Origin of the sequence: Parasphingomonas puruogangriensis (genome assembly GCF_036663635.1) — a bacterium.
Lineage (GTDB): Bacteria > Pseudomonadota > Alphaproteobacteria > Sphingomonadales > Sphingomonadaceae > Sphingomonas.
The window spans coordinates 121,167-142,401 of sequence record NZ_JAXOJI010000009.1; the positions used below are offsets into that span (position 1 = coordinate 121,167).

At 61.6% G+C, this 21,235-nt stretch carries 18 protein-coding genes and 5 pseudogenes; 16 read left to right on the forward strand and 7 right to left on the reverse strand.

Annotated features, from left to right (window positions below; translation table 11 throughout):
- Positions 1-159: 159 nt before the first annotated feature.
- Positions 160-420, reverse strand: a complete 261-nt coding sequence (locus tag U1739_RS18780) for a hypothetical protein (RefSeq protein ID WP_332710129.1) — start codon at positions 418-420, stop codon at positions 160-162.
- 356 nt (positions 421-776) lie between these two features.
- Here U1739_RS18780 and U1739_RS18785 point away from each other — a divergent pair, with 356 nt between their 5' ends.
- The 7 genes from U1739_RS18785 to U1739_RS18815 all read left to right on the forward strand — a co-directional run bounded on the left by U1739_RS18785 (position 777) and on the right by U1739_RS18815 (position 7,371).
- Positions 777-1,502, forward strand: a complete 726-nt coding sequence (locus U1739_RS18785) for a DUF72 domain-containing protein (protein ID WP_332710149.1) — start codon at positions 777-779, stop codon at positions 1,500-1,502.
- 201 nt (positions 1,503-1,703) lie between these two features.
- Positions 1,704-2,483: a hypothetical protein gene (locus tag U1739_RS18790; RefSeq protein WP_332710130.1), complete on the forward strand. Its 780-nt coding sequence runs from the start codon at positions 1,704-1,706 to the stop codon at positions 2,481-2,483.
- 361 nt (positions 2,484-2,844) lie between these two features.
- Entirely contained in the window at positions 2,845-3,057 is a 213-nt protein-coding gene (locus tag U1739_RS18795; RefSeq protein ID WP_332710131.1) for a hypothetical protein, read from the forward strand.
- Between the two features lie 249 nt (positions 3,058-3,306).
- On the forward strand, positions 3,307-3,858 hold the full coding sequence (locus U1739_RS18800; protein ID WP_332710132.1) for a CC0125/CC1285 family lipoprotein: 552 nt from the start codon (positions 3,307-3,309) through the stop codon (positions 3,856-3,858).
- A gap of 386 nt (positions 3,859-4,244) precedes the next feature.
- Positions 4,245-4,907: a DUF6766 family protein gene (locus U1739_RS18805; RefSeq protein WP_332710133.1), complete on the forward strand. Its 663-nt coding sequence runs from the start codon at positions 4,245-4,247 to the stop codon at positions 4,905-4,907.
- 63 nt (positions 4,908-4,970) lie between these two features.
- Positions 4,971-6,752, forward strand: a complete 1,782-nt coding sequence (locus U1739_RS18810; RefSeq protein ID WP_332710134.1) for a YbhB/YbcL family Raf kinase inhibitor-like protein — start codon at positions 4,971-4,973, stop codon at positions 6,750-6,752.
- Between the two features lie 391 nt (positions 6,753-7,143).
- Positions 7,144-7,371 (forward strand): hypothetical protein, encoded by a 228-nt coding sequence (locus U1739_RS18815; protein WP_332710135.1) that lies wholly within the window; start codon positions 7,144-7,146, stop codon positions 7,369-7,371.
- A 258-nt stretch (positions 7,372-7,629) separates the two neighbouring features.
- Here the strand turns inward: U1739_RS18815 and U1739_RS18820 are convergent, their stop codons facing one another.
- Positions 7,630-9,057, reverse strand: coding sequence for a PAS domain S-box protein (locus U1739_RS18820; RefSeq protein ID WP_332710136.1), 1,428 nt, complete (start codon positions 9,055-9,057; stop codon positions 7,630-7,632).
- Between the two features lie 225 nt (positions 9,058-9,282).
- Here U1739_RS18820 and U1739_RS18825 point away from each other — a divergent pair, with 225 nt between their 5' ends.
- The 9 genes and pseudogenes from U1739_RS18825 to U1739_RS18865 all read left to right on the forward strand — a co-directional run bounded on the left by U1739_RS18825 (position 9,283) and on the right by U1739_RS18865 (position 18,116).
- Entirely contained in the window at positions 9,283-9,552 is a 270-nt protein-coding gene (locus U1739_RS18825) for a GlsB/YeaQ/YmgE family stress response membrane protein (protein WP_332710137.1), read from the forward strand.
- 82 nt (positions 9,553-9,634) lie between these two features.
- Positions 9,635-9,943 carry a hypothetical protein gene (locus U1739_RS18830; RefSeq protein WP_332710138.1) on the forward strand — a complete coding sequence of 103 codons (309 nt, stop codon included), beginning with the start codon at positions 9,635-9,637 and terminating at the stop codon, positions 9,941-9,943.
- Positions 9,944-9,966: 23 nt separating this feature from the next.
- On the forward strand, positions 9,967-10,593 hold the full coding sequence (locus U1739_RS18835; RefSeq protein WP_332710139.1) for a general stress protein: 627 nt from the start codon (positions 9,967-9,969) through the stop codon (positions 10,591-10,593).
- A gap of 482 nt (positions 10,594-11,075) precedes the next feature.
- Positions 11,076-11,900 (forward strand): IS5 family transposase, encoded by an 825-nt coding sequence (locus U1739_RS18840; protein ID WP_332710140.1) that lies wholly within the window; start codon positions 11,076-11,078, stop codon positions 11,898-11,900.
- A gap of 1,312 nt (positions 11,901-13,212) precedes the next feature.
- Positions 13,213-13,734, forward strand: a complete 522-nt coding sequence (locus U1739_RS18845) for a CinA family protein (protein ID WP_443025606.1) — start codon at positions 13,213-13,215, stop codon at positions 13,732-13,734.
- Between the two features lie 548 nt (positions 13,735-14,282).
- A pseudogene (locus U1739_RS18850) lies at positions 14,283-14,462 on the forward strand (IS21 family transposase); the annotation flags it as partial.
- A gap of 62 nt (positions 14,463-14,524) precedes the next feature.
- Positions 14,525-14,734, forward strand: a pseudogene (locus U1739_RS18855) (ATP-binding protein); the annotation flags it as partial.
- Between the two features lie 131 nt (positions 14,735-14,865).
- A complete protein-coding gene (locus tag U1739_RS18860; RefSeq protein ID WP_332710141.1) occupies positions 14,866-16,332 on the forward strand; it encodes a protein adenylyltransferase SelO in 1,467 nt (488 codons plus the stop codon).
- A 479-nt stretch (positions 16,333-16,811) separates the two neighbouring features.
- Positions 16,812-18,116, forward strand: a pseudogene (locus tag U1739_RS18865) (IS481 family transposase).
- Positions 18,117-18,296: 180 nt separating this feature from the next.
- Here the strand turns inward: U1739_RS18865 and U1739_RS18870 are convergent.
- The 5 genes and pseudogenes from U1739_RS18870 to U1739_RS18895 all read right to left on the reverse strand — a co-directional run.
- Positions 18,297-18,599 (reverse strand): annotated as a pseudogene (locus U1739_RS18870) (integrase core domain-containing protein); the annotation flags it as partial.
- A 294-nt stretch (positions 18,600-18,893) separates the two neighbouring features.
- A complete protein-coding gene (locus U1739_RS18880) occupies positions 18,894-19,412 on the reverse strand; it encodes a M61 family metallopeptidase (RefSeq protein WP_332710142.1) in 519 nt (172 codons plus the stop codon).
- A gap of 91 nt (positions 19,413-19,503) precedes the next feature.
- A pseudogene (locus U1739_RS21295) lies at positions 19,504-19,809 on the reverse strand (M61 family metallopeptidase); the annotation flags it as partial.
- Positions 19,810-19,913: 104 nt separating this feature from the next.
- Positions 19,914-20,435 (reverse strand): hypothetical protein, encoded by a 522-nt coding sequence (locus U1739_RS18890; RefSeq protein WP_332710144.1) that lies wholly within the window; start codon positions 20,433-20,435, stop codon positions 19,914-19,916.
- A gap of 10 nt (positions 20,436-20,445) precedes the next feature.
- On the reverse strand, positions 20,446-21,235 hold a 790-nt coding region (locus U1739_RS18895), incomplete at its 5' end, for a zinc-binding dehydrogenase (protein WP_332710145.1).

Consider the following 21,235-nt stretch of genomic DNA (forward strand, 5'->3'; position numbering starts at 1 on the left):
TGACGCGCATGTTACGATGCGGCTCAATTATCGCATTTTCGTAAAGATCAGGCTGGTCCTGGGGATGAGCATTCGGTTGGCGATGAGATAGTAAACGGCTGGATAGGTTGAGTGGTGACGTGATCCTACGAAGCATCGTATGCGTCGAATTCCTCGAATCTATGAAACGGTGGGAATTAGCGATTTTTTTCGTCGCATCTGGTATATCGCGATTCTGCGCATAATCCCGTTTATATAGGTTTTCAGATTAGCGATCGCGTTCCAGCCTTGGGTAAAGTGCTGCGGTCCTAACGTTGGGTAGCCTTCCGACTGCACCAGCATCGCTCGGCTTCCTGTGCCCGCCGCGTGTTCCTGCATCGTCATCAAGCGTTTGTTGACCAGCATGATGACAGGCAGTGCGAAAGGCCAGTTGGCGAGCAACAGGACGCTTCCGGCGAACCAGCGCCAATCAGTCCCGAAATATCAAGTGCCATCCCCGCCACGCCCCCAGCGATCGCCGACCCGGACTGGATTGGTAGCGCTCGTTTGTAGCTGGGTTGCCGTTGCGGCAGTAGATCAATCTCTTTTGCGATCGGGCATTGGGACGGTATACGTTCGGCGTTTGCTGGTTCCCTGGGCTTGCTATTGGATGATCGTTGCGGGCAAGCGCCCGCCCCCCCGCGTCACCGCTGGCTTACTAACGTTATGAACGGAGGCCAAACGCCTAGCTGCGCGTTAGCGTCCCGTCGGCCGTTCTAGAAAACTGCACGGAGAAGCGTATCTTACCTTCGATCCACATTGGCTGTTCGGGCTGGGTATATCCACACTGGCGCGGGCTCTTTTATCCGGAGAAGCTTCCGGTGAAGAAGTGGTTCGCTTTTTATTCTGAACATTTCGACACCGTAGAAATCAACAACAGCTTCTATCGTTTGCCGAAGGCCTCGACGTTCGAAACCTGGAGCATTCAGGCGCCTGCTAACTTTCGCTACGCCGTTAAGGCCAACCGCTTCGTCACACAGGCCAAAAAGCTAAAAGACTGTCAGGAACCAGTAGAAAGGATGATGGCGCCGTTTCGACACCTGAGATCTACGCTGGGGCCCATCCTTTACCAGCTCCCACCGCGGTTCCACGTGAATGTATCGCGCCTTGAAAGCTTTCTCGAACTAATACCCGACGACGTAACCAACGTCTTCGAGTTTCGCGACGGCAGTTGGCACACCGACGAGGTGTTTGCTCTACTGGAACGTCATGGTGCAGGGTTCTGCACGCACGACATGACGGGGTTGGAGGTTCCGCGCATTGCGGTGGGCCCGGTTGCCTATATTCGCTTTCACGGTGGAGGCGGAAAGTATTGGGGACGCTACCCGGATCGCGTGCTTCTCGACTGGGCGGAATGGATAATTGCCCAGGCCCGGGGCGGGCGCGGCGTGTGGGCATACTTCAACAATGACATCGGGGGAGATGCCATACATGACGCCCTAACGCTCAAGGCGATGGTTGCGCAACTGGTCGGCCCTAAATAGCTCGCGCAACACGAGGGTGAGCCGCGACCCGCGTCCAAGCCAAGTAGCCGAACGCGAGCTGTGCAGGAACAAGGACCAGCGTTGTGTTTTCTCGTCTATATGACCTGTCCCAGTCTCCTACTCCCTGGCGCCGTCAACCCTGCGACGTGGGCGGGCGAACCAAAGCGGGAGGTGACGCAAGCGCTTTGGCATGAACTCGGTATGCGACTGGACAAGTGGCAAATTAGCTGGCGGTCCATGATCGAAGCGCCCGTAGTGCCCCCGCTGCAGCCGCTAAGGGATTTCGCATCCGTGTCAGACGAGACGATTTTCGAAGCCTTTGCCACCGCTGCGATCTCGGGAAACACGAGATGGGACCGTATCGCCGCAATCCGTGACCAGCTCGCCGATCCTTTTCTGGATTTCTCACCGCGCAATTTCGCGGCGCTCGATGATCACGATATCGACGAACGCATCGTGCCTTGGTTTCGCGAGCGCCATGCTGGCGCGCCTCGGTTGCGCGCAGTCCTTGCCCGGTTGCGCGATGCCGCGAGAATACTTGGTTGCAACGACACGCGCACGGCAGCAGCTTTCCTCGAAGAAGCCCGCATGTCAGCGAGACAATCCGCGGAGGAGATGGCCTATCTCCTAGGTACGGCGCCGCGCTTCAAATTGCCTGGATTTGGTATTGCGCTTGCAGCCGAGGCGCTCAGGCTGCTCGGTTGCGATCTCTGCAAGCCGGATCGCCACGTCATGCGCGCAATGGGCTCGTGGAAACTGGTGCAGTATCGTAGATGGCCCGAGGGAAAGTTCGCAGCGCCCCAGGCCCGTCCTGGGGAGCTACTGGCTACCATGCTCGCGGTGCGCGCCCTTGCAACCGCGAACGACGTCTCCGTCAGTTTCGCCAACTCCACGATCTGGATCGCCGGCGCGGTTTCGGGCGCCCGCATGACCAACCCTGACCTGGCGAGTTTGTTTGATGGCAAGGTCTCTGCACAGTAGTGACGCGCTGCCACGCCAACAGACTAATCGAAATGAGCTATCGAGGGTACGGTCGGCTTAACGAGTGCAACTGCAGCGCGTTGCAACCTACTCCCGCGCCGGAAGCATCCCCTCGGTACGGGTCACCTAACCACTCTTGAGTCCGAATCCCGGTGCGGCAAGATAAGAGTACTCCGATCAGGGTCGGGCGGGTTGATAAGACGGTGGAACGGGTCGGCCTCGATGCGAGTCTATGTCGGATGGCAGGCAGCGTCGCGACGAGCAGATCCAAGGCATCGAAGAGCCCGCCCGCGCCGCGACCGCATCAGCCTAGGCCTCGCAACCGTTCCGGTCGGTCCCGCGAGCCGGAAGGCTGGCCCCCATGCGACGGTTCATCCACGGTGGCGCAGTGACAAAAGACACGCAGGTCCTTGCGGACGCGGAGGCTTTCCTCGAGGCGCACGGCGATGGCTGGCAGGCTGCATTAATGCCCATGCTGGTCGAGGCTGCCGTCTGCACCGACCGGCAGGAAGCACTGCGATGGTTCCGTCTCGCCGCAGTCTTGCAGAAGTATGAGGCGAACCGAGACAGCTAACGCCGTTTTTGCCGGCGCGAGCAGATCCGCGATCCATTTCAAATCGCATTGATCGGGATCAGTGTTGAAGTTCCAATGCAGCGTTTGTCAGCTCATATTCATGCTTAGTGGTTGATAACACAAGCGTTCCTCGGCGGGCGCCGATCAATCGCCCTGTACCCATATCCCCAAGTGTAGACCGGCCGTTACCGTGGACACGGCAGTCGGGAGTACGTCATGTCATCATCTACAGTAAGATTGGGCGGCGTCGTGTTCGCCGCTATTGCCACGCTTGGCCTTTCGGCGTGCGCGACCGAAACAACCTATCGGCCGGCCACCGGTTCGGGCTTCGCGCGAACCGGATACAGCGACCGGCAGATCGAGCCGACCCGTTATGTCGTCAGCTTTGCAGGTAACAGCTACACGTCGCGCGACACCGTGGAGAAATATCTGCTCTTCCGAGCAGCGGAACTCACCCTGTCCCGCGGTTACGACAGCTTCATCCTCGTCGACAAGGACACCGACTTGCGCACCCGGACATATACGACTCCGGGTCTCGGCGGTGGGTTCGGCTACGGTGGTTTCGGCGGTTGGGGACCTAGCTGGCGCTACCGCGGACGAGGCTTCGGGTGGCGCTCGTGGAATGGCTTCGGCGCGGATCCGTTTTGGGACCGTAGCGTCGACGTCCGGACGGTCGACAAGTTCGAGGCCAACGCCGAGATCGTTCTACGCAAGGGGCCGAAGCCGGCTGACAATGTCCGTGCATTCGACGCCCGCGCCGTCGTTGACGCGATTGGGCCGAGCGTAGTGGTGCCGAAGTGACATGAGCCCAGCCGCTCCGTCGTTGCGGAGTGGCTGGGTGTTCATATGGGTCGGTCAATCTTGGCCAGGTCAAAGCTGGGATCATATTCCTTATTAGGCATGGTCGTCGAAGTCGGCGTGGAGGCTATGCCGCACCGCCGAGGCTATCGGCTTGAGGGGCCGCCATCCCCGGCCGTTCGCCGACCTCAACCGCGCCGAGGCTGATCGGTCGGTCAGCTGCACGGTATTCGCCCTGGTTCCGGATGGCCGCTCACGAGACCTTGCTATCCATCCATTCCCTTGACGGCCGCCGATCTTCGAGGTGACTGATCGGCATCAGATGCTGTTCCGAATGTGGCAGGTAGGGCAAGCGACACAGGAGCAGCGCTTGGCTGTGGGAGTGAAGAATGCGGTTGGTGAGAGACAATGGCCTGACGATCGCGCTGATGGTGCTCTTCATGGCAAGCATCCTTGGCCAGTGGTTCGCGGGTTGGCACGTCGCGAACGAGGACGCTGCACGACACGGCGGGTCCCTGATGACCCTATCGGAATACGCGGCAAGTCCTGAATTCCTGTCGTCGGTGTTCGAGAACTGGGAGAGCGAATTCCTCCAAATGTCGGCCTATGTCGTGTTGACGGCGATGCTGTTTCAGCGTGGCTCGGCCGAGTCGAAGGATCCCGACGAAAAGGATGCTCGTGACTCGGATCTCGAAGCCGAAGGACGCAAACCCGGAGCGCCAACGATCCTCAAATGGGGGCCGGTGTGGCGCGCATTCTACGCGCGCTCGCTCGGCATCGCGCTCGGCCTGCTGTTCTTCACCTCCTTCGTCATTCACTGGACGCAGAGCGCCCGGGTGGCTGCCCAAGAGGCGCTCGAGCACGGCGAAGTGCCTCCCACGACGTTCGGCTACCTTCTCGACGCGCAACTGTGGTTCGAGTCGCTGCAGAACTGGCAAAGCGAGTTCCTGTCTACCGCGATCCTCGTTGTGCTCTCCATCTTTCTGCGCCAGCGCGAATCCCCGGAATCAAAGCCTGTCGCCGCCCCACACAGTCAGACCGGGAGCGAATAGCTCCTAGCGGAGCAAAGCGGGCTATCGGGTGTTTGACTGACAATCGTCACGAAGGGGAATTCGATGAAGCTCGCCACCCTATCCGCCCTGCTCGCCGGGGCGGCCCTCGCCAGTCCTGCCCTCGCCCAGCAGGGCGACGGCACCAACGTCTCGATTCCCATCACCATCTTCAAGCCGGCGAAGGTTCCCGCGACGCCCGAGAGGATCGCTGCCCTCCGCGCTCCGGCGGGCTTCACCGTAACGTCCTTCGCAACAGGCCTGAAGAACGCGCGCATCCTCGCGGTCGCGCCGGACGGCACGGTCTATCTGACCCGTCGCGATCAGGGCGACGTGCTGATGCTCAAGGACGCGGACGGCGACGGCAAGGCGGATGGTGCGCCCGTGACGGTGACCAACCGACCGGGTGCGCACGGCATCGCCATCCATGCCGGCAAGTTCTACCTCGTCACCGTCAAGGAGCTGTTCGTCGCCGACATCCTGAGCGATGGCCGCCTTGGCGAACTGACGCTGCTGGCCGGCGATCTCCCCGACGCCGGCCAGCACGCGAACCGGACGATCGCCTGGGGTCCGGACGACATGCTCTACATTAGCGTGGGATCCACGTGTAACGTCTGCAACGAGAACAATCCGGAGAACGCGACGATCCTGCGCGTCTCGCCAGATGGCAAGAGCCGTACGATCCTCGCCGGCGGCTTGCGCAACACGATCGGGTTCGATTGGAACCCGCGCACGGGCGAGCTGTGGGGTCTCGATCACGGGATCGACTTTTTGGGCGATACAGATCAGCCCGAGGAGCTGAACCGGATCGAGCTCGGCAAGCAGTATGGGTGGCCGCACGCCTATGCGGACGGGAAGATCTATCCGCAGAGCACCCCCGTGGGCGGGATCACGAAGGAGCAGTGGCGCGACAACAGCGTGCCAATGGTGATCGGCTACGACGCTCATGCAGCGCCGATGCAGTTCCTCTTCTACAAGGGCAGCGCGTTCCCTTCCGAATACAATGGCGATGCCTTCGCAACGATGCGCGGTTCCTGGAACCGGAAGCAGCCGTCGGGCTACAGCATCGTGCGGATCCGCTTCCAGAACGGGCAGGCCAAGTCGATCGAGCCGTTCGTCACTGGCTTCCTGACCGATGCCGGGACAACGCACATCGCCCGCCCGGTGGGTCTCGCCGTCGCCCATGACGGATCGCTCCTGATGGCCGACGACGCCAACGGCGTGATCTACCGAGTCGCGTACGATCGAGGACGCAAGGCCGCGAACACCACGCCGGCTCCCGCCACCGCGATGCGTGAGCAGACCGAGCGCGGCAACGGCGTTCCGCTCGCGCTGGGTCGGCTGGCGGGCGGCAGGCGTTCGCAGCCGACAGTGTCGTCTCCGGCGTTCGGCTCCAGCACGCCGATACCGATGCGCCATAGCGACTATGCCGATGGCGTGTCCCCTGCCCTATCCTGGACCGCGGTCGATGGCGCCGCCAGCTACGTGATCATCATGGAGGATCCGGACGCACATCCGGTCCAGCCGTTCGTGCACTGGTTGGCTTGGAACATCCCGGCAGGCGTGATCAGCCTTCCCGAAGGCCTACAAGAGCAACCACGGCTGACAGAGCCGGAAGGCGTTCTCCAGGGCCGCACCACTCGCGGCTCGACCGGCTATTATGGTCCGCGACCGCCGGTCGGTGGCCCGCCCCACCACTACCACTTCCAGGTTTTCGCGCTGGATACGATGCTATCGGTTCCGGCCGGAGCCGACCGGGAGACGCTGCTTGCGGCGATGAAGGGTCACGTGGTCGGCAAGAGCGAGCTGGTGGGAACCTATGCTCAAAAGGTCGCACCGCTGAAGTAGTATCGCGTAGCCGTGATCAATGGACGCCGGTGCCCGATCGCGCTTGGTCGGCCGAAACCAGTGTCGGCCGCAAATCCGATCGACAGGACGCCGACCGGCCTCACGGACCGGTTGGCGCTTCATAACCGCCGCTGACCGAGGGAGTGCCAGGTGGCCTGCCATTACCATGTTGAAGGCGCACAACATCAGCGCCAACAGCGACTGCAGCTTCGACTCTATCTGCTCGATCCCTTGCCGGGCTGATCTACGACTGGGTTCCCGCGGCCAGCGTCCGGATGCAAAGCAGTGCCCTGGCGGGGGTGTGGCATTCCAGAAGGCGGGCCGCTTAAACGGGGGAACACGGACCTGTGGGGGCAAGCGGTCTTACGGCATTCGTTTATCAAACCATTTGATGCGGATTGCCCTGATACACCAAGTCCGTGCGTTATCTGCCATCGACCTGATCGGCATCGAACACATCAACCTCTCAGCGGCGCGCGCCGACGCGATCGTCAGGATTGGCGCATTGGTGGCACTCGAAGCAGGACTCGTTCCGCCTAATCTGAGGCGCGCGGTTCGAATCGACGGCGGACGCGGCACCATGGTGATGATCGTCCGGTTCGCCGAAGCCTACAGCTAACGCTCCTCCTAATCAGGCCTTTACGTCAATCACATCGGCGAGGTTGATCGTGTCGACGGTCGCGCCGACGAGGTCTGCGAAGTCGATCCTGTGGTGCAGGACCAAGTTCCCATGCTCCGTGATTGAGTGTGCCGCCTACGTGAGACAATCCCGCTGGGCGCTTGCCCACGCCACCGCAAAGTCGGGAAATGTTTCAGGCAGAGGTCTCGTCCAACGTTATTATCGTCGTGAAGTCTTACGCTGCATTCGGCGGCGGCGTCAGTCTCTCGGCATCGACCCCACGCCCCTCTCGCGTGCCCAGACGACGGCGGCACTGCGGCTGTTGACGCCAATCTTGGCGTAAAGGCGGGCGACATGGTTGCGCACTGTGTTGCGCGACAGTCCCAGCTTTCCCGCGATCGCGTTGTCGTCGAGGCCCTGGCATATGAGTTCGAGGACTTCACGCTCACGAGGGCTTAGTTGACCCGACGGCCCGGCGCTGACGTCGGCTCCACGCGGATTCCTTAGTGTGGCGAGCTTATCCATGATCGAGCGGCTGAGCCAATTCGCGTCCTTCATGACGGCTTCGATGGCCTCCACAAGCTCCAACTCGCTGCGTCGTCTGTCGGTGATGTCCTGGTAGAGCCAGAGCACGCAGTCGTCGCTGCGCAGACTGATCCTCTCCGCCGACGCGATGCAGTCTACCGGAGCTCCATCCTTCCCGAGCACCCGCACGTCGTGCCCCCGGAAGCCTCCCCGCTGTCGGATTTCGTCCTCCAACCCCTCACGTTGACGCGCGTCGTTCCATAACTGGAGATCATCAGGGACGCGGCCGACCGTGTCGTGGCCCGAATACCCCGTCAGCCGCTTGAAGGCGGCGTTCACTTCGATGATCCGATAATCGTCGCCCCTGGTCACGACCATGGCTACCGGAGCCATGTCGAAGACGGTGGCGAAGTGCCGCTCGCTCGTCTCCAGCGCGCGCTCGGCGCGCCGCCGCGGCTCGAGGTCGGCGAACGTGAAAAGCAGACAGGGCTCGTTCTGCACCTCGATCGGCTGGCCGGCGAGGATCACCAGCTTGGTGTCACCTTCTGCTAGCGGCAGCTCGGCCTCGATCTGCGGCACTACTTCCCCAGCGGCGAATCGCTCCTTCGCGCGCTCGCCGCCATCGACGTTCGCTAGCAGATCGACCTCGAACATGGTCCGACCGACCAGATCGCTGCGATGGTAGCCGCTGAGATCCATGAAACCCTGGTTGACGCGGACGTAGCGCTGGTCCGAAACCCGAACGATCAGGGCAGGCGCGGGGTTGGCCTGGAACATGGCCTCGAACCGGTCCTCCGCGTCGAAACGCTCGGACACGTCGTGGATTACGAGCGCTAGGCAGTCCGGCTCACCTCCGTCGTCATCCATTGCGACGTCGCGCACCTGATGCACCCATCGGGGGTCATTGGTGCCAAGCGGTGCGACCTCGACGATCAGATCAGGAAAGCTCTCGCCGGCAAGCAGCCGCACCAGAGGATACTCGCGGCGGGTCAATCGCCGGTGGTCGCGGTAGCGCAGGCAGAAGCGTTGCGCATACTCGTCCGCCGTAGTGCCTAGATCCTCGACGCGGTCGATGCCGTGCATGGCGAGCGCCGCCGCGTTGGCGCCGAGGATGACGCCGGTCGGGTCCATCAGGATGACGCCGGCAAGCAGGCTCTCCATCAGCTGCTCCAGGTGATGGAGCGTGGGGCCGGGTACGGTGCGGTTGGCGGTTGATCTCATTCCATCCAAGCGCAGTCGACAGCTGCATTGTTCCAGAGCAACGCATCACTTCGGCACCAATGAGTATGGTGCAGCAGCACCATACGAGCCGACCGGTGTTGCGGCTCTATCAGGAACATCGCCGGGGCGGCTCGGTTGATGGCCCACACAACGAAAGGCTATATTATGAACCTCATCATTCTCCTCGTCGTCGGCGGCATCATCGGCTGGGTCGCCAGCATGATCATGCGGACCGACGGGCAGCAGGGCATCATCCTAAACATCGTGGTCGGCATCGTCGGCGCGCTCCTGGCCGGCTTCATCGTCACGCCGCTGATCGGCGGAGCGTCGATCATGGAAGGCGCGATCAACGTCCAGTCGATCCTGGTGTCGCTAGCCGGGGCCGTGATCCTGCTTGCGATCGTTAACCTCGTTCGTCGCGGTTCAGTCCGCTGACAGACATGGCGACGGGCCCAGTGGGCTCGTCGCCACCTCAACGATCGCCGCCGGAAGGTGGCTGAAATCCCATGGAGAGCATATGAAACACATCGTCCTCGCCGCTGCGACGAGCGCCCTGCTCGCGTCTGGCGCGCTTGCTCAGGCAGGCAACCCCGGCTCGCACAACCCGGTCGTCAAGGACAGCTCGGTCGGCCACGTCGCCACGCCGGCGAAGGGGCGCAGCTCCTTCACCGAAAGCCAGGCCAAGGGCCGCATTGCCAAGGCCGGGTATTCAGGTATCTCGAAACTGACGAAGGACGAGAACGGCGTCTGGCGCGGCATGGCGATCCACCACGGCAAGAAGGTCCGTGTCGGTCTCGACTACAAAGGCAACGTGATCACGCGTTGAGCCAACCAACCAGGAGAGAAGACATGAAGAAGACCATCACCCGTCTGTTCGACGATTACTCAGATGCCGCCAACGCAGTAGCCGAACTTGAACGCCTCGGCGTGCCGCATGACGATCTGAGCATCATGGCTAACAAGCGCGACCATGGCGACCACGATGGCTCGACCGGGATTGACGACGTCAACGATGATGGCGACGTGTCGCGCGGCGCGTCGACCGGCGCGGTCCTGGGCGGCGTCGGCGGGCTGCTCGCCGGCCTCGGCTTGCTCGCGATCCCCGGCCTCGGGCCCATCGTGGCGGCCGGCTGGCTCGCATCGACCGCCGTCGGCGCAGGTATCGGCGCCGCCGGTGGCGCTGCAACCGGAAGCATCGTTGGTGCACTCAAGCAAGCCGGACATACGGACGAGGAGGCGAACGTCTACTCGGAAGGTGTTCGCCGCGGCGGCACGCTGGTCAGCACCCGCGTCGACGACGCCCTGGCCGCGGAGGTGGAAGCGGTGCTCGATCGCAACAAGTCAGTGAACGCTGCCGATCGCGGTTCGGCGTACCGTAGTTCGGGGTGGAGCTCGTTCGACGACAAGGCGCCCTCCTTTGCTGATGACGAAGTCGTTGCAGAGCGCAATCGCTACGGCTCCAAGCAAGGGTTGTAGGGTGAAGCGGCAGCCTGGTCCATGGCCGCGCTGCCGCACCGCTTTGGCTAGGGCGTTGATCGCGCCGCGCGTTGGACTGCGCCGTTGCGCGCCGGTCGCGGCATCATCGAGATCTCGGGCATGCTCATTATACCGGACAATCTTGTGGCATACATCCGCTCGCGCCCGCCGTTTCTGCTGAGCCACGGCTCGAGGATGACGTCGTACCGTTCCGCTCGATGGACTGGCGACTACCCGCTCACAGCCCTTGGCACCGATCTCGAAACATATGTCCCGCCGGGTATCGGCCACAGCGTCGGACAGAACGGCCTGACCGTCGCGACAAACAGCAGACCAGAGGACGTTCCCATATCTTCGGTGCCGACCAACTGAGCTCGACTCCAATCCACGCCATAGGACTGGATCGAAGAAAGTAACATGGGCACTGAGAGACCGTTTGAGAATGTGTTGATGCGGCGGCTCGGGCGTGATTCAAGCTTGGGATGTGGACCCGAGCAAGCCGCAGCCGGATGGCTGGATTTGAAAAGCGATCGAAGCGCTACCCGACCGATCTGACGGACGAAGAATGGCTGTTCATTCAGCCTTTCCTGCCGCCTCTGGCCAAGCGCGGACGCAAGTCAGCGACGGACCTGCGTGATGTGCTCGATGCGCTTCGCTATCTGGCACGAACAGGTGGTGGATGGCGGATGTTGCCGAACGACTTCCCGCCCTGGCAGACGGTGTATTGGTGGTTCCGCCGCTTCGTGCGCCGGCTACTGTTCCGCACGATCCACGACGTCACGCTGATGCTCGACCGTGAACGCCAAGGGCGTGAACAAAGCCCGACGGCCGCCGTTGTGGATAGCCAGTCCATCAAGGCACCAGCGGCGGAAAAGCGAGCTTTTGATGCGGGCAAGAAGGTTCTCGGTCGTAAACGGCACATTGCCGTCGACGCCGATGGTCGATTGCTCATGGTCAATCTGACCACTGCCGACATCTCCGACAGCGCTGGTGCTCAAGCGATCGTCGTGACCGTTCGCAAACGATGGCCTTGGCTCAAGCACCTGTTCGCCGACGGCGCCTACGACCGCACTCGCCTTATGGACGCCGCGACCTATCAGGACTTCGTCCTCGAGATTATCCGCCGCTCCGACAAGGAACCCGGCTTCAAGGTGCTACCAAGGCGCTGGGTCGTGGAGCGCACCTTCGGTTGGATGACGCGCTGGAAAAGGCTCGTTCGCGATTACGAGCAGCGGATCGACGTCTCGCAGGCCATGATCCATGTCGCTCTCGGCGGCCTCATGCTCCGGAGAATTGTCCATCCGTGAACATTCTCAAACGGACTCTGAGAATATCTGGTTGAATGTGCGTGTGGCGATTAAATAGGACCGACGGCGCCGGTGTATACAAACGATTATCGCGATGCGATGGGGCTCAATCGTTTCCGGCAAACTATCCGGATTACAAGGCGACGCTTGTCGCTTTAATTTTGCCCAGAAGAAGAGTTCTAGTCACTCTAATTCTTATTGCGTTGCCCGCTCCTGGTATCGCGGTCACCGCCAGCGAAGTGCAAGCGGCAAAAAAGCACTCTGGCAGATCTGATGACACCGCCAGTTTTAGCCGCATCGCATCGAGGAACATCACCCCGCGCTCTCCCGCCGGGGCGGCCAGCGCGATGACATCGGCAATAGGCGGGTTCTCGACAGCAAGCGCCGGCCCGATCACCGCCCCTTAGCTCAACCCCAATACCGCAATTCGACCACATACGCCCACTTGATCGGCCATTGGCCAAACGCGCCATGATACGCATTAAGGGCCCTTCGCGAGATCAGGCGGCGCCCTATCAATTGGGTACGGCTTTAAAGCGCGGCTCGCCAAGGCGTAGCTCGACCGAACTGCGGAAGCCCGAGACGAGCGGCACGAGCTCCGTTGGATCGAACACTGCGGTCCGTTTCAAAGGGGGTAAACGTCGCTCCCAAGAAGCCTTTAGGGCCGTCGAGCGTTCTGTAGGGAAGGAGATAAGCAATGGTCAGCGAAATGGCGCCGGGGGATCAGGCCCCGGAAGGGACACCCGGTACCGGCGAAAATGTCTGCCCGCGCTGCAACGGTAGCGGCAGGATCGAGGGAAGCACCTGTGCAGTCTGTGCGGGGAGTGGCAAGGTAGTTGAAGGGATTGGAGGCGGTTGAGCGATGCCGAACAACGGCCCTCGCACAGACCGCCGATCTTTATAGGATACGAAGTATCTGTGGCCTTCGCGGCCGTCTTGACACGTTGCTTCTCTACCGCTTCCAAAAAATAAAAGCCGGGGGCAATCACTCTCACCGCTCAATTCATGCAGAAGCATCGACGGCCCTGATCGGAGACGATTCATGTTACATCACCCGTCAGCCAATGCGCCGCCTCCCATAGACTGCGGTTTAACCACGCGGGTGCCAAGCCGACAGACTGATGATCGCAGACCTCTGCTACGAAGCTAAAGGGAAGAGATTGCACATGGACGGCCTCGGCTGAATATATGAGAAATTTCGTCAGCGTCGAGGGATCAACATCGAACAGGGCAGTATCTGACTGAGCCCAAGCGGCACGCTGCTCAGGGTCGTGTCTTGTCCTACGAACGCCTGACAAGACTGGAGAATCTGATGATTGCTGAGACCTTGTCAAATGCAGTCCCCTCCCGCGTCGAAAAGTTGGCGCAGATGTTGTTGCAGAAGGCGGACGATGCCGACCTCTTACTGGCGACGGCCGAAAGCTGCACCGGAGGTCTGCTCGCTTCGTTGCTGACTGACATCGACGGCTTGGGTCACGTGTTCGACCGTGGCTTCGTGGTCTACAGCGAGCGTGCGAAGTGCGAACTACTCGGACTGGCGCAAGAACAGATCGATGAATGCGGCGCGGTCAGTAGGAGTGTTGCCGTGGCCATGGCGCATGGCGCGCTTAAGGCGTCCGACGCGCATATTGCTTTGGCGATCACCGGCTTTGCCGGGCCAGGCGCTCCCGGGGATGAATCCGGCTTGGTCCATGTCGCGTGCGCGCGCAGAGATGGAACTACGACGCACCAGGAAGAGCATTTCGGCGAAATAGGTCGAGGCGGCGTCCGACACGCCTGCCTCGCCGTGGCGCTTGAGATGATGATTGCAGCAGTGGAGGCGAAGTCGAAGTGAACGATGCTGCACATCGGGATACTGCCGCGCCCTACTGCCGCGACCTCGTCTATGTCGCGATCAGGACCTTCCGATGAATGCTCGCCGCGACCAATACTACGATGTAGTATGGAGTGGGAGATCAGGTCCCGTGAAACCTTACAAGGGCGCCGTTGATGGCTTGCCGCTCGTTATGTTGAAGCCAATAAGACGCTTCCGGATAGGGCCGTAATAATGCATCCCGGCATCGAGTGAGCAACGCTTCGGCCAAGGCGAAGCTGAGCGCCGCATCCTTCATTCCCCACAGGATCTGGGGGGTTGGTTCGACGCGCCCGAGTTTCATCCGAGGCCGCCGCACCAACGCCCGATAATAGTTGAGCATGGCGGTAAGCCATCCCGGCCGCGCCTAGGCCTGTGCATATCCGACCAGATCATGGTCGGCGAATGTCGAGAGATGTGGATCGGCGTGCAAAAAGGACCCCCTTAGCGGGGTGATCGGCGTCCAAAAGGGACCCCTCATTTCGATGGTTTAGACAGCGGCCTGGGGATTCTCAGGCGGCGAGATCGGGATGTTGGTGGTGGAGACTGTGGTTCGGGTTCGGCGTGAATACGCCGGCGGCAAGCCGATCAAGGCGATCGCGCGGGATCTTCGATTGTCGCGCAAGGTGGTGCGCAAGGCGATCCGGGCACCGGAAGGTTCGTTCGACTGTCATCGTTCGGTGCAGCCGCTGCCGCGGATCGGACCGTTCTAGGAGTGGCTCGATACACTACTCGCCGAGAACGAGGCGCGCGCGGCGCCGGGCTCAAGGGTATGGCAGGTGCGTTCGACGACGCGGTCACCGCGGGGGTCCAGCGCAACCACACCGCGATGGAAATCCTGAGCGATCTGTTGCGCGCCGAAGGCGCACACCGTCATGCGGCCTAGATCCGCTACCGCATGACGGCTGCCAGGCTGCCGGTCGTAAAGGACCTCGACGCGTTCGTGTTCGAGAACACCCCGATCAACGAAGGGCTGGTGCGCTGCGGGCTAGCGCCGCGTTGCCTCGTCGCCCTGCTTTAGGTGCTGCGGTGCCCTACAAATCGCAGGGTTTCTTGTTCTGGGCTGGCCGTCCTGCTCGGAACGTTAGAGGATCGCAGGTAGTTAGCTAGACTATGACGTTTCACGCGCTAGATAGCAGTTATGCAGGTCTGCCGGACCGCTTCTTCCGTCGGGTCCGACCGGCGGCAGCACCGGCGCCCAAGCTTATCAAGTTAAATCGACCGCTTGTGGTGGAGCTCGGTCTCAATCCGGACCAACTGGAAGGCCAGAATGGGGCGGCGGTCTTTTCGGGACAGCGGATGCTGGAAGGGGCAGACCCGATCGCACTCGCTTATGCCGGGCATCAGTTCGGCAACTTCGTGCCGCAACTTGGCGACGGGCGTGCCATCTTGCTTGGCGACGTCATTGATCGGCATGGGAAACGCCGCGATATTCAGTTAAAGGGGGCGGGCCCCACCCCCTTTTCTCGAGGCGGAGACGGGCGGGCCGCCCTTGGCCCTGTCCTACGCGAATACCTCATCAGCGAAGCAATGGCGGCGCTCGGCATCCCGACCACGCGGGCATTGGCGGCGGTGACGACCGGCGACATGGTCTATCGGGAAACGCCGTTGCCGGGCGCAATCGTCACTCGCGTTGCCGCAAGCCATGTCCGTGTCGGTACATTTCAGTTCTTTGCCGCGCGCGGTGACCTGGAGGCCCTGCGCTTGCTCGCGGACCACGTCCTTCGCCACTATCCGGCCGCTGCGGAAGCTGACCGCCCCTATGCCGCGCTGCTCGAGGCCATTGCCGTGGCGCAGGCGGATCTCGTCGCCCGCTGGCTGCTGATTGGCTTCATTCACGGGGTCATGAACACGGACAACATGTCGGTTGCCGGCGAGACGATCGATTATGGCCCCTGTGCTTTCATGGACGCTTACGATCCGGCGACCGTTTTCAGCTCGATCGACCGAATGGGCCGCTATGCGTATGGGAACCAGCCTCGGATGGCACAATGGAATCTGACGCGCTTGGCCGAAGCAATGCTACCTATTCTTAGCGAAAATCCGGCGGAGGCATTAGAGCTGGCGCAGGTCGCGCTCGGTACCTTCTCACCGCAATTTGAAAGCGGCTATCACGGTGGGCTGGCACACAAACTCGGACTTCGAGATGCACGCGAGGAAGATCGGGCTCTGGCCGGCGCGATCCTCACTGCGATGGTCTCCAACCAGGTGGACTTCACGCTTTTCTTCCGGCGGCTGGGGGGAGCCCTCTTGGGTGACGACGAGCCGGTGAGGGCGTTGTTCGTAGATCCAACGGCGTTTGATGCTTGGGCCGTGGACTGGCGTGCACGGCTCGCGCAGGAGCCACAAGATGCCGCCGCCCGACGCTGCGCTATGGACGCCGTCAATCCAGGTTTCATCCCACGCAATCACCTCGTCGAAGCAATGATCGTTGCGGCGGTCGAGCGCGATGATTTTGGGCGGTTCGACACGATGCTTGATGTGCTCTCTCGCCCATATGAGGACCAGCCGCATCACGCTGAGTTCTCTCAGCCGCCGAAAACGCATGAGCGGGTGCTGGCGACCTTCTGTGGAACTTGAGCAGGTGGTTCAGGTGTCTCCCCGTCGCAAAAGTGGGCCCCGTGCACAGCAGCGTCCTGCGGTTCGAAGCGCGTCGCGTCTTCGTCGTCAGCCGCAATCGCGCAAAAATGCGAAGCCAGCGCGATCAGGTCGTGATGGACGCGAGTGCTGGACAGATGTTGTTGACGTAACTGTTGAATGCGCCAGCATGCATGGATTCGGTCCAGCAGCGGTCGAGACGACGCGATGACTTACTTGTCCTTAAGATAGTCTCGCCTTGCAGTTTGCCCGCGGCATATGGATGGCGTTCGCGAATCAGGTCAATAGCAGGAAAAAGCGGCCTGAAGTGAATTTGAGATAATCAGTATTTGCTCGCCTGCAATTGTCGGGGAGGCGCGGCGGTTAGCGACCTTCGATGCTTTGTCCGTTCGGGAGACGATTAGGTGTTTGATCCCACGGTTTGATGGTGCGATTCTGTCGTTGGAATGGAAGGAGGCCATATGGGACAGGTTCGTCGTGGGAGCGCCACGACCACGCACGCCGTCAGTGCAGCAATACAGCGATCGCAAGCTTCGCTCACGGCGTTGAGCCGGGAGCTGGGGATCAATCCCAAAACAGTGGCGAAGTGGCGGAAGCGGGTAACGGTCGAGGATCTGAAGACCGTGCCGAAGGCCCCTCATTCCACGACCCTGACCGAAGCCGAAGAGGCAGCGATCGTCGCATTCCTGCGCCACACATTGCTGCCACTGGACGACTGTCTCTATGCGCTACAGCCGTCGATCCCTCGTCTGACGCGCTCAGCGTTGCACCGCTGTTTGCAGCGCCACGGCATCTCCCGTCTGCCGGACATTAAGGGGCGATAAGCCGAAGCGCCAGCGCTTCAAGCGCTACCCAATCGGCTTCTTCCACGTGGATATCGCTGAGGTGCAGACTGCCGAAGGCAAGCTATACCTGTTCGTTGGCATCGACCGTACCAGCAAGTTCGCGGTCACCAAGCTGGTCGACAAGGCCGACGGCGGACGGCTTGGGAGCTTCTGGAACACTTGCTGAAAGCCGTGTCCTACCAGATCCACACGATCCTGACCGATAACGGCATCCAGTTCGCCGACGAACCGCGCAACCGCAACACTGCATGGTCACGCCAGATGCGCTTCGACATGATCTGCGAGGCGAACGACATCGAGCACCGGCTCACCAAACCGAACCACCCCTGGACCAACGGCCAGGTCGAGCGGATGAACCGCACTATCAAAGAAGCGACTGTCAAGCGCTTCCATTCCGAAAGCATCCAGTACAGGCGAGCAACAACGACACGAATTAACAAAGATTATGCCGATCAGGTCGAGTTGCTCACATATGTAATTGAAGTCGGGCACGGGCCGACCCACGATTGCGAAATGGCAATCGTTCGCATGCTCCAAGGACGCCGTGTGCTGATCGCGCACGAGAGTGTGTTGCAGCAATCGTACCTTAGCGAAGTAGTCCGGGCCGCGGGCGCTACCGTGGTCGGACCGGTGGCAGACAGTAGCAAAGGGCTAGGGTTGCTTGATAGCGGGTCGCGCGTCCATGCCATGGTGCTAAGCCATACGATGTCGCGTCAAGACGCCGTCGCCCTGATCGACGCGGCGATCAGGGGGGATGTTCGTGTGGTGATCGTCCATCCGCCGCAGGCCGACCTAGGATATCCCTTTTCCGATCATCGCTGCCTCACGACCCCCTATGCCGGCCTTCAAATCGTGACGGCGCTCGCCGACGTACTCGCGGCGACCCGCGGCTGCGTTCATTGGTCCATAAGAGGCCACTGACGAGAGCCAGACATGTCTTGCAAGGTGGGGCTCGCGACCGCATTCCGGTTCACCCTGCAGCCGAACCAGCCTACGTAAGAAGCGTGAGTCTGCTACTAACGATTGAACCAGCTTTGGCCAGTGGACAGCATGAATCACACGTGAACCGCCCCGGGTTTGTCGGAGGCCTTTGGTTGTTAGTCATGCTGGCATATCGATGTTGTGTGCGGCAGCATAATATTGATCTTCGGCTTCGGCTTCGGCAGGGGGGATGTTTCCGATGGGCTCCAGCAGCCGACGATGGTTGAACCAGTCGACCCATTCGAGTGTGGCGTACTCGACGGCTTCGAAGCTGCGCCAGGGTCCGCGCCGGTGGATTACCTCGGCTTTGTACAGGCCGTTGATCGTCTCGGCCAAAGCGTTGTCGTAGCTGTCGCCGACACTGCCGACCGACGGCTCAATGCCGGCCTCGGCGAGGCGCTCGGTGTACTTGATAGACACGTATCAGGCGGATTCAACCGGTCGTCGCAACGCCCTTATAGAGGAGGTTGCGATGAAAGCGCACAGGCGTGCTTGGGATCGGTGTACCCGCAGGAAGCTGCGTTCGCTTGGTCATCCCCCCGGATGGCAGCGTGAGAACGTCTGCCGCTTCTGGCAAGCGATCGCTTTTGGAAGATCGAGCGAAGGCGCGGCGATGGATGCGGGTGTTTCGGCACCAGTCGGCGTGCGCTGGTTTCGGGGAGCAGGAGGGATGCCACCAACCCATATATCACCATCGGCGAGGCCGACCGTCAGCCGCTATCCGACATTTCCGGAGCGCGAGGATATCGCGATCGAAGTTGCAAAGGGAAGCGGGATCAACGCCATCGCTCGCAAACTTTGACGGTCGCCAAGCACCATCTCGCGCGAGCTGAAGCGCAATGCCGCGACGCGAAGCGGCAGCTTCGATTCGTAGCGATCGAAGTGACGCGCGCCGAACAGCGCATCTGCCTCGGCCACCATCGCGCGATGCGGCGCGATCTGTTCGTCGGTCGCGGCGAGCAGGTCGGGCGTGTCGGCGAAGATGTTGAGATTGACCTTGGCGGCGTCATCTAGCGCGATGCGGCGATAATGAGCACCGGCGAACAGCGGCGAATCGATTAGCACGTCGAGCGCCACGGGCCCGAAAATCGTGGTGTCGTTGGCCACGCTCGCCACGTCCAGCGCGCAGCCGACCTGCCACCCAGTCGGCAACGTCACGGACGGCTCGACGGCGATCCGGCGCGAGAAATGCCCTGCCGGATAGAGCAGCACCGCATTCCATTGTAGGTTGAGCATCGCCGGCGTCACGGTCACACGGCCCTGCGAAGGACTTGTCGGGCGAGAGGAACTGGAATTCCGCTTCGATCTCGTCCGCGCCCTCCGGCACCTCGATATGAAATGCGTGTACCTCGACCGGATCACGCCGCCAGGCGAGCTCCTCGCCCCCCGCGCGCAGCACCAGCCCGGCGAACAATTCGATCTCCGCTTCGGGCGAGTGATAACCTGGCAGCCATTTGGGATAGAGCAGAGTCATCGCCCCGGCACGTTCGATCGGGATCGTCTCGTGCACGCGGAAGATGTGGCGATCGACATCGGTCGCATCAACTCTCAGGCGGATGACGCCAGGATAGGCAATGTCCTGTGGTTGCGCGATTGGAGGTGGTTCGGGAGCGGGCTGGGGAAGCGTGGTCATGCAAGTATCGCTAGCCGTCCCACGGGCGGTGATGGCTAACCTGGGCAAGGAAGATCACGGGATCGTGCTGATCTGGTTATCGTCGCGTCCCGTTGCCGATCCCCCTATTTCGCATGCTCTACCAACACGACCTGGTCGCCCGCCCGCGTCTGCCGTACGGTCGCCGCCACCGCGATCGTTGCCGCCAGCAGGCCGAACACCACCGCCTTGTTGGCCAGCCCGACCTTATTGTGCCGCCAGGCCGATGCGATACCCATTTCGCCGGGAATGTTGGGCACCGTGCCGTGGCGCAGATCCTGCAACACGCCTTCCACCACGTTGATCCGGTCCGCCCCCATCAGCAGCAACCAGTGCCACCAATCGGATTCGCTGCGGCGAAAGGCATAGCGCCGGATCGCTCCGCTCGCCCCGCTGGGCGGCGTCGACGTGCCGAGCACTGCGGGCAGGCGGATATGTTCGATCGATTCCAGGATCTCGACGGTCGGCTGCTGCAGCGGGGGACGCGGCCAATCGCTGCCGCGGGTCTGCTCGGCGATGCGGCGCATCGGATAGGTCGGATCGTTTTCCGGATCGGCGTCGATGCCCCAGCCGGGGACGGTCGACGGATCCACACGCATGCTGATCATGGGGTCTTCCTCAAACGCCATTGGGGAGCAGGACGGGCTTGATGCAACCGTCGAGCTTGTTCCAGAAAAGGTGATACGCGTCGGCGACATGCTCCAGCGGCACGCGGTGGGTGATCATCTCGCTCGGCTTCAATACGCCGGTGCGGACATGCTCGATCAGCCTGGGCAACAGCCGTTTGACCGAGGCTTGGTTGGCGCGGATGGTGATGCCCTTGTTGACGACATTGCCGATCGGTACGATGTTGCCGGTCGGGCCGTACACGCCGACAATCGAGACGATGCCGCCCTTCTTTACCGAATTGATCGCCCAATGCAGCGGGATGGCGTTGCCGGCGACGAGCTTCAGTCGCTTGCCGAGCAGCCATTGCGGGCCGTTGCCATTGGCATCCCCGCCGACCGCGTCGATGCACACATCGGCACCCAAGCCATCGGTCTGCTTCTTCATGAACACGACGAGATCGTCGATTTCGCGAAAATTATAGACCTCGGCCGGACAGAATTTCCGTGCGAACTCCAGCCGATACTCGACCTCGTCGAACACGATCACACGCCCTGCGCCGAACAACCAGGCCGATTTTGCGGCCATCAGCCCGACCGGCCCGGCGCCGAACACCACGACGGTGTCGCCCGGCGTGATGCCGCCCATTTCCGCGGCCTGATAGCCGGTCGGCACCACATCGGTAAGCAGCACCGCGTCGTCCGGATCCATCCAGTCGGGAATGACCGTCGGCCCGACATCGGCATAGGGCACGCGGACATATTGCGCCTGCCCGCCATCATAGCCGCCGGCAGTATGCGAG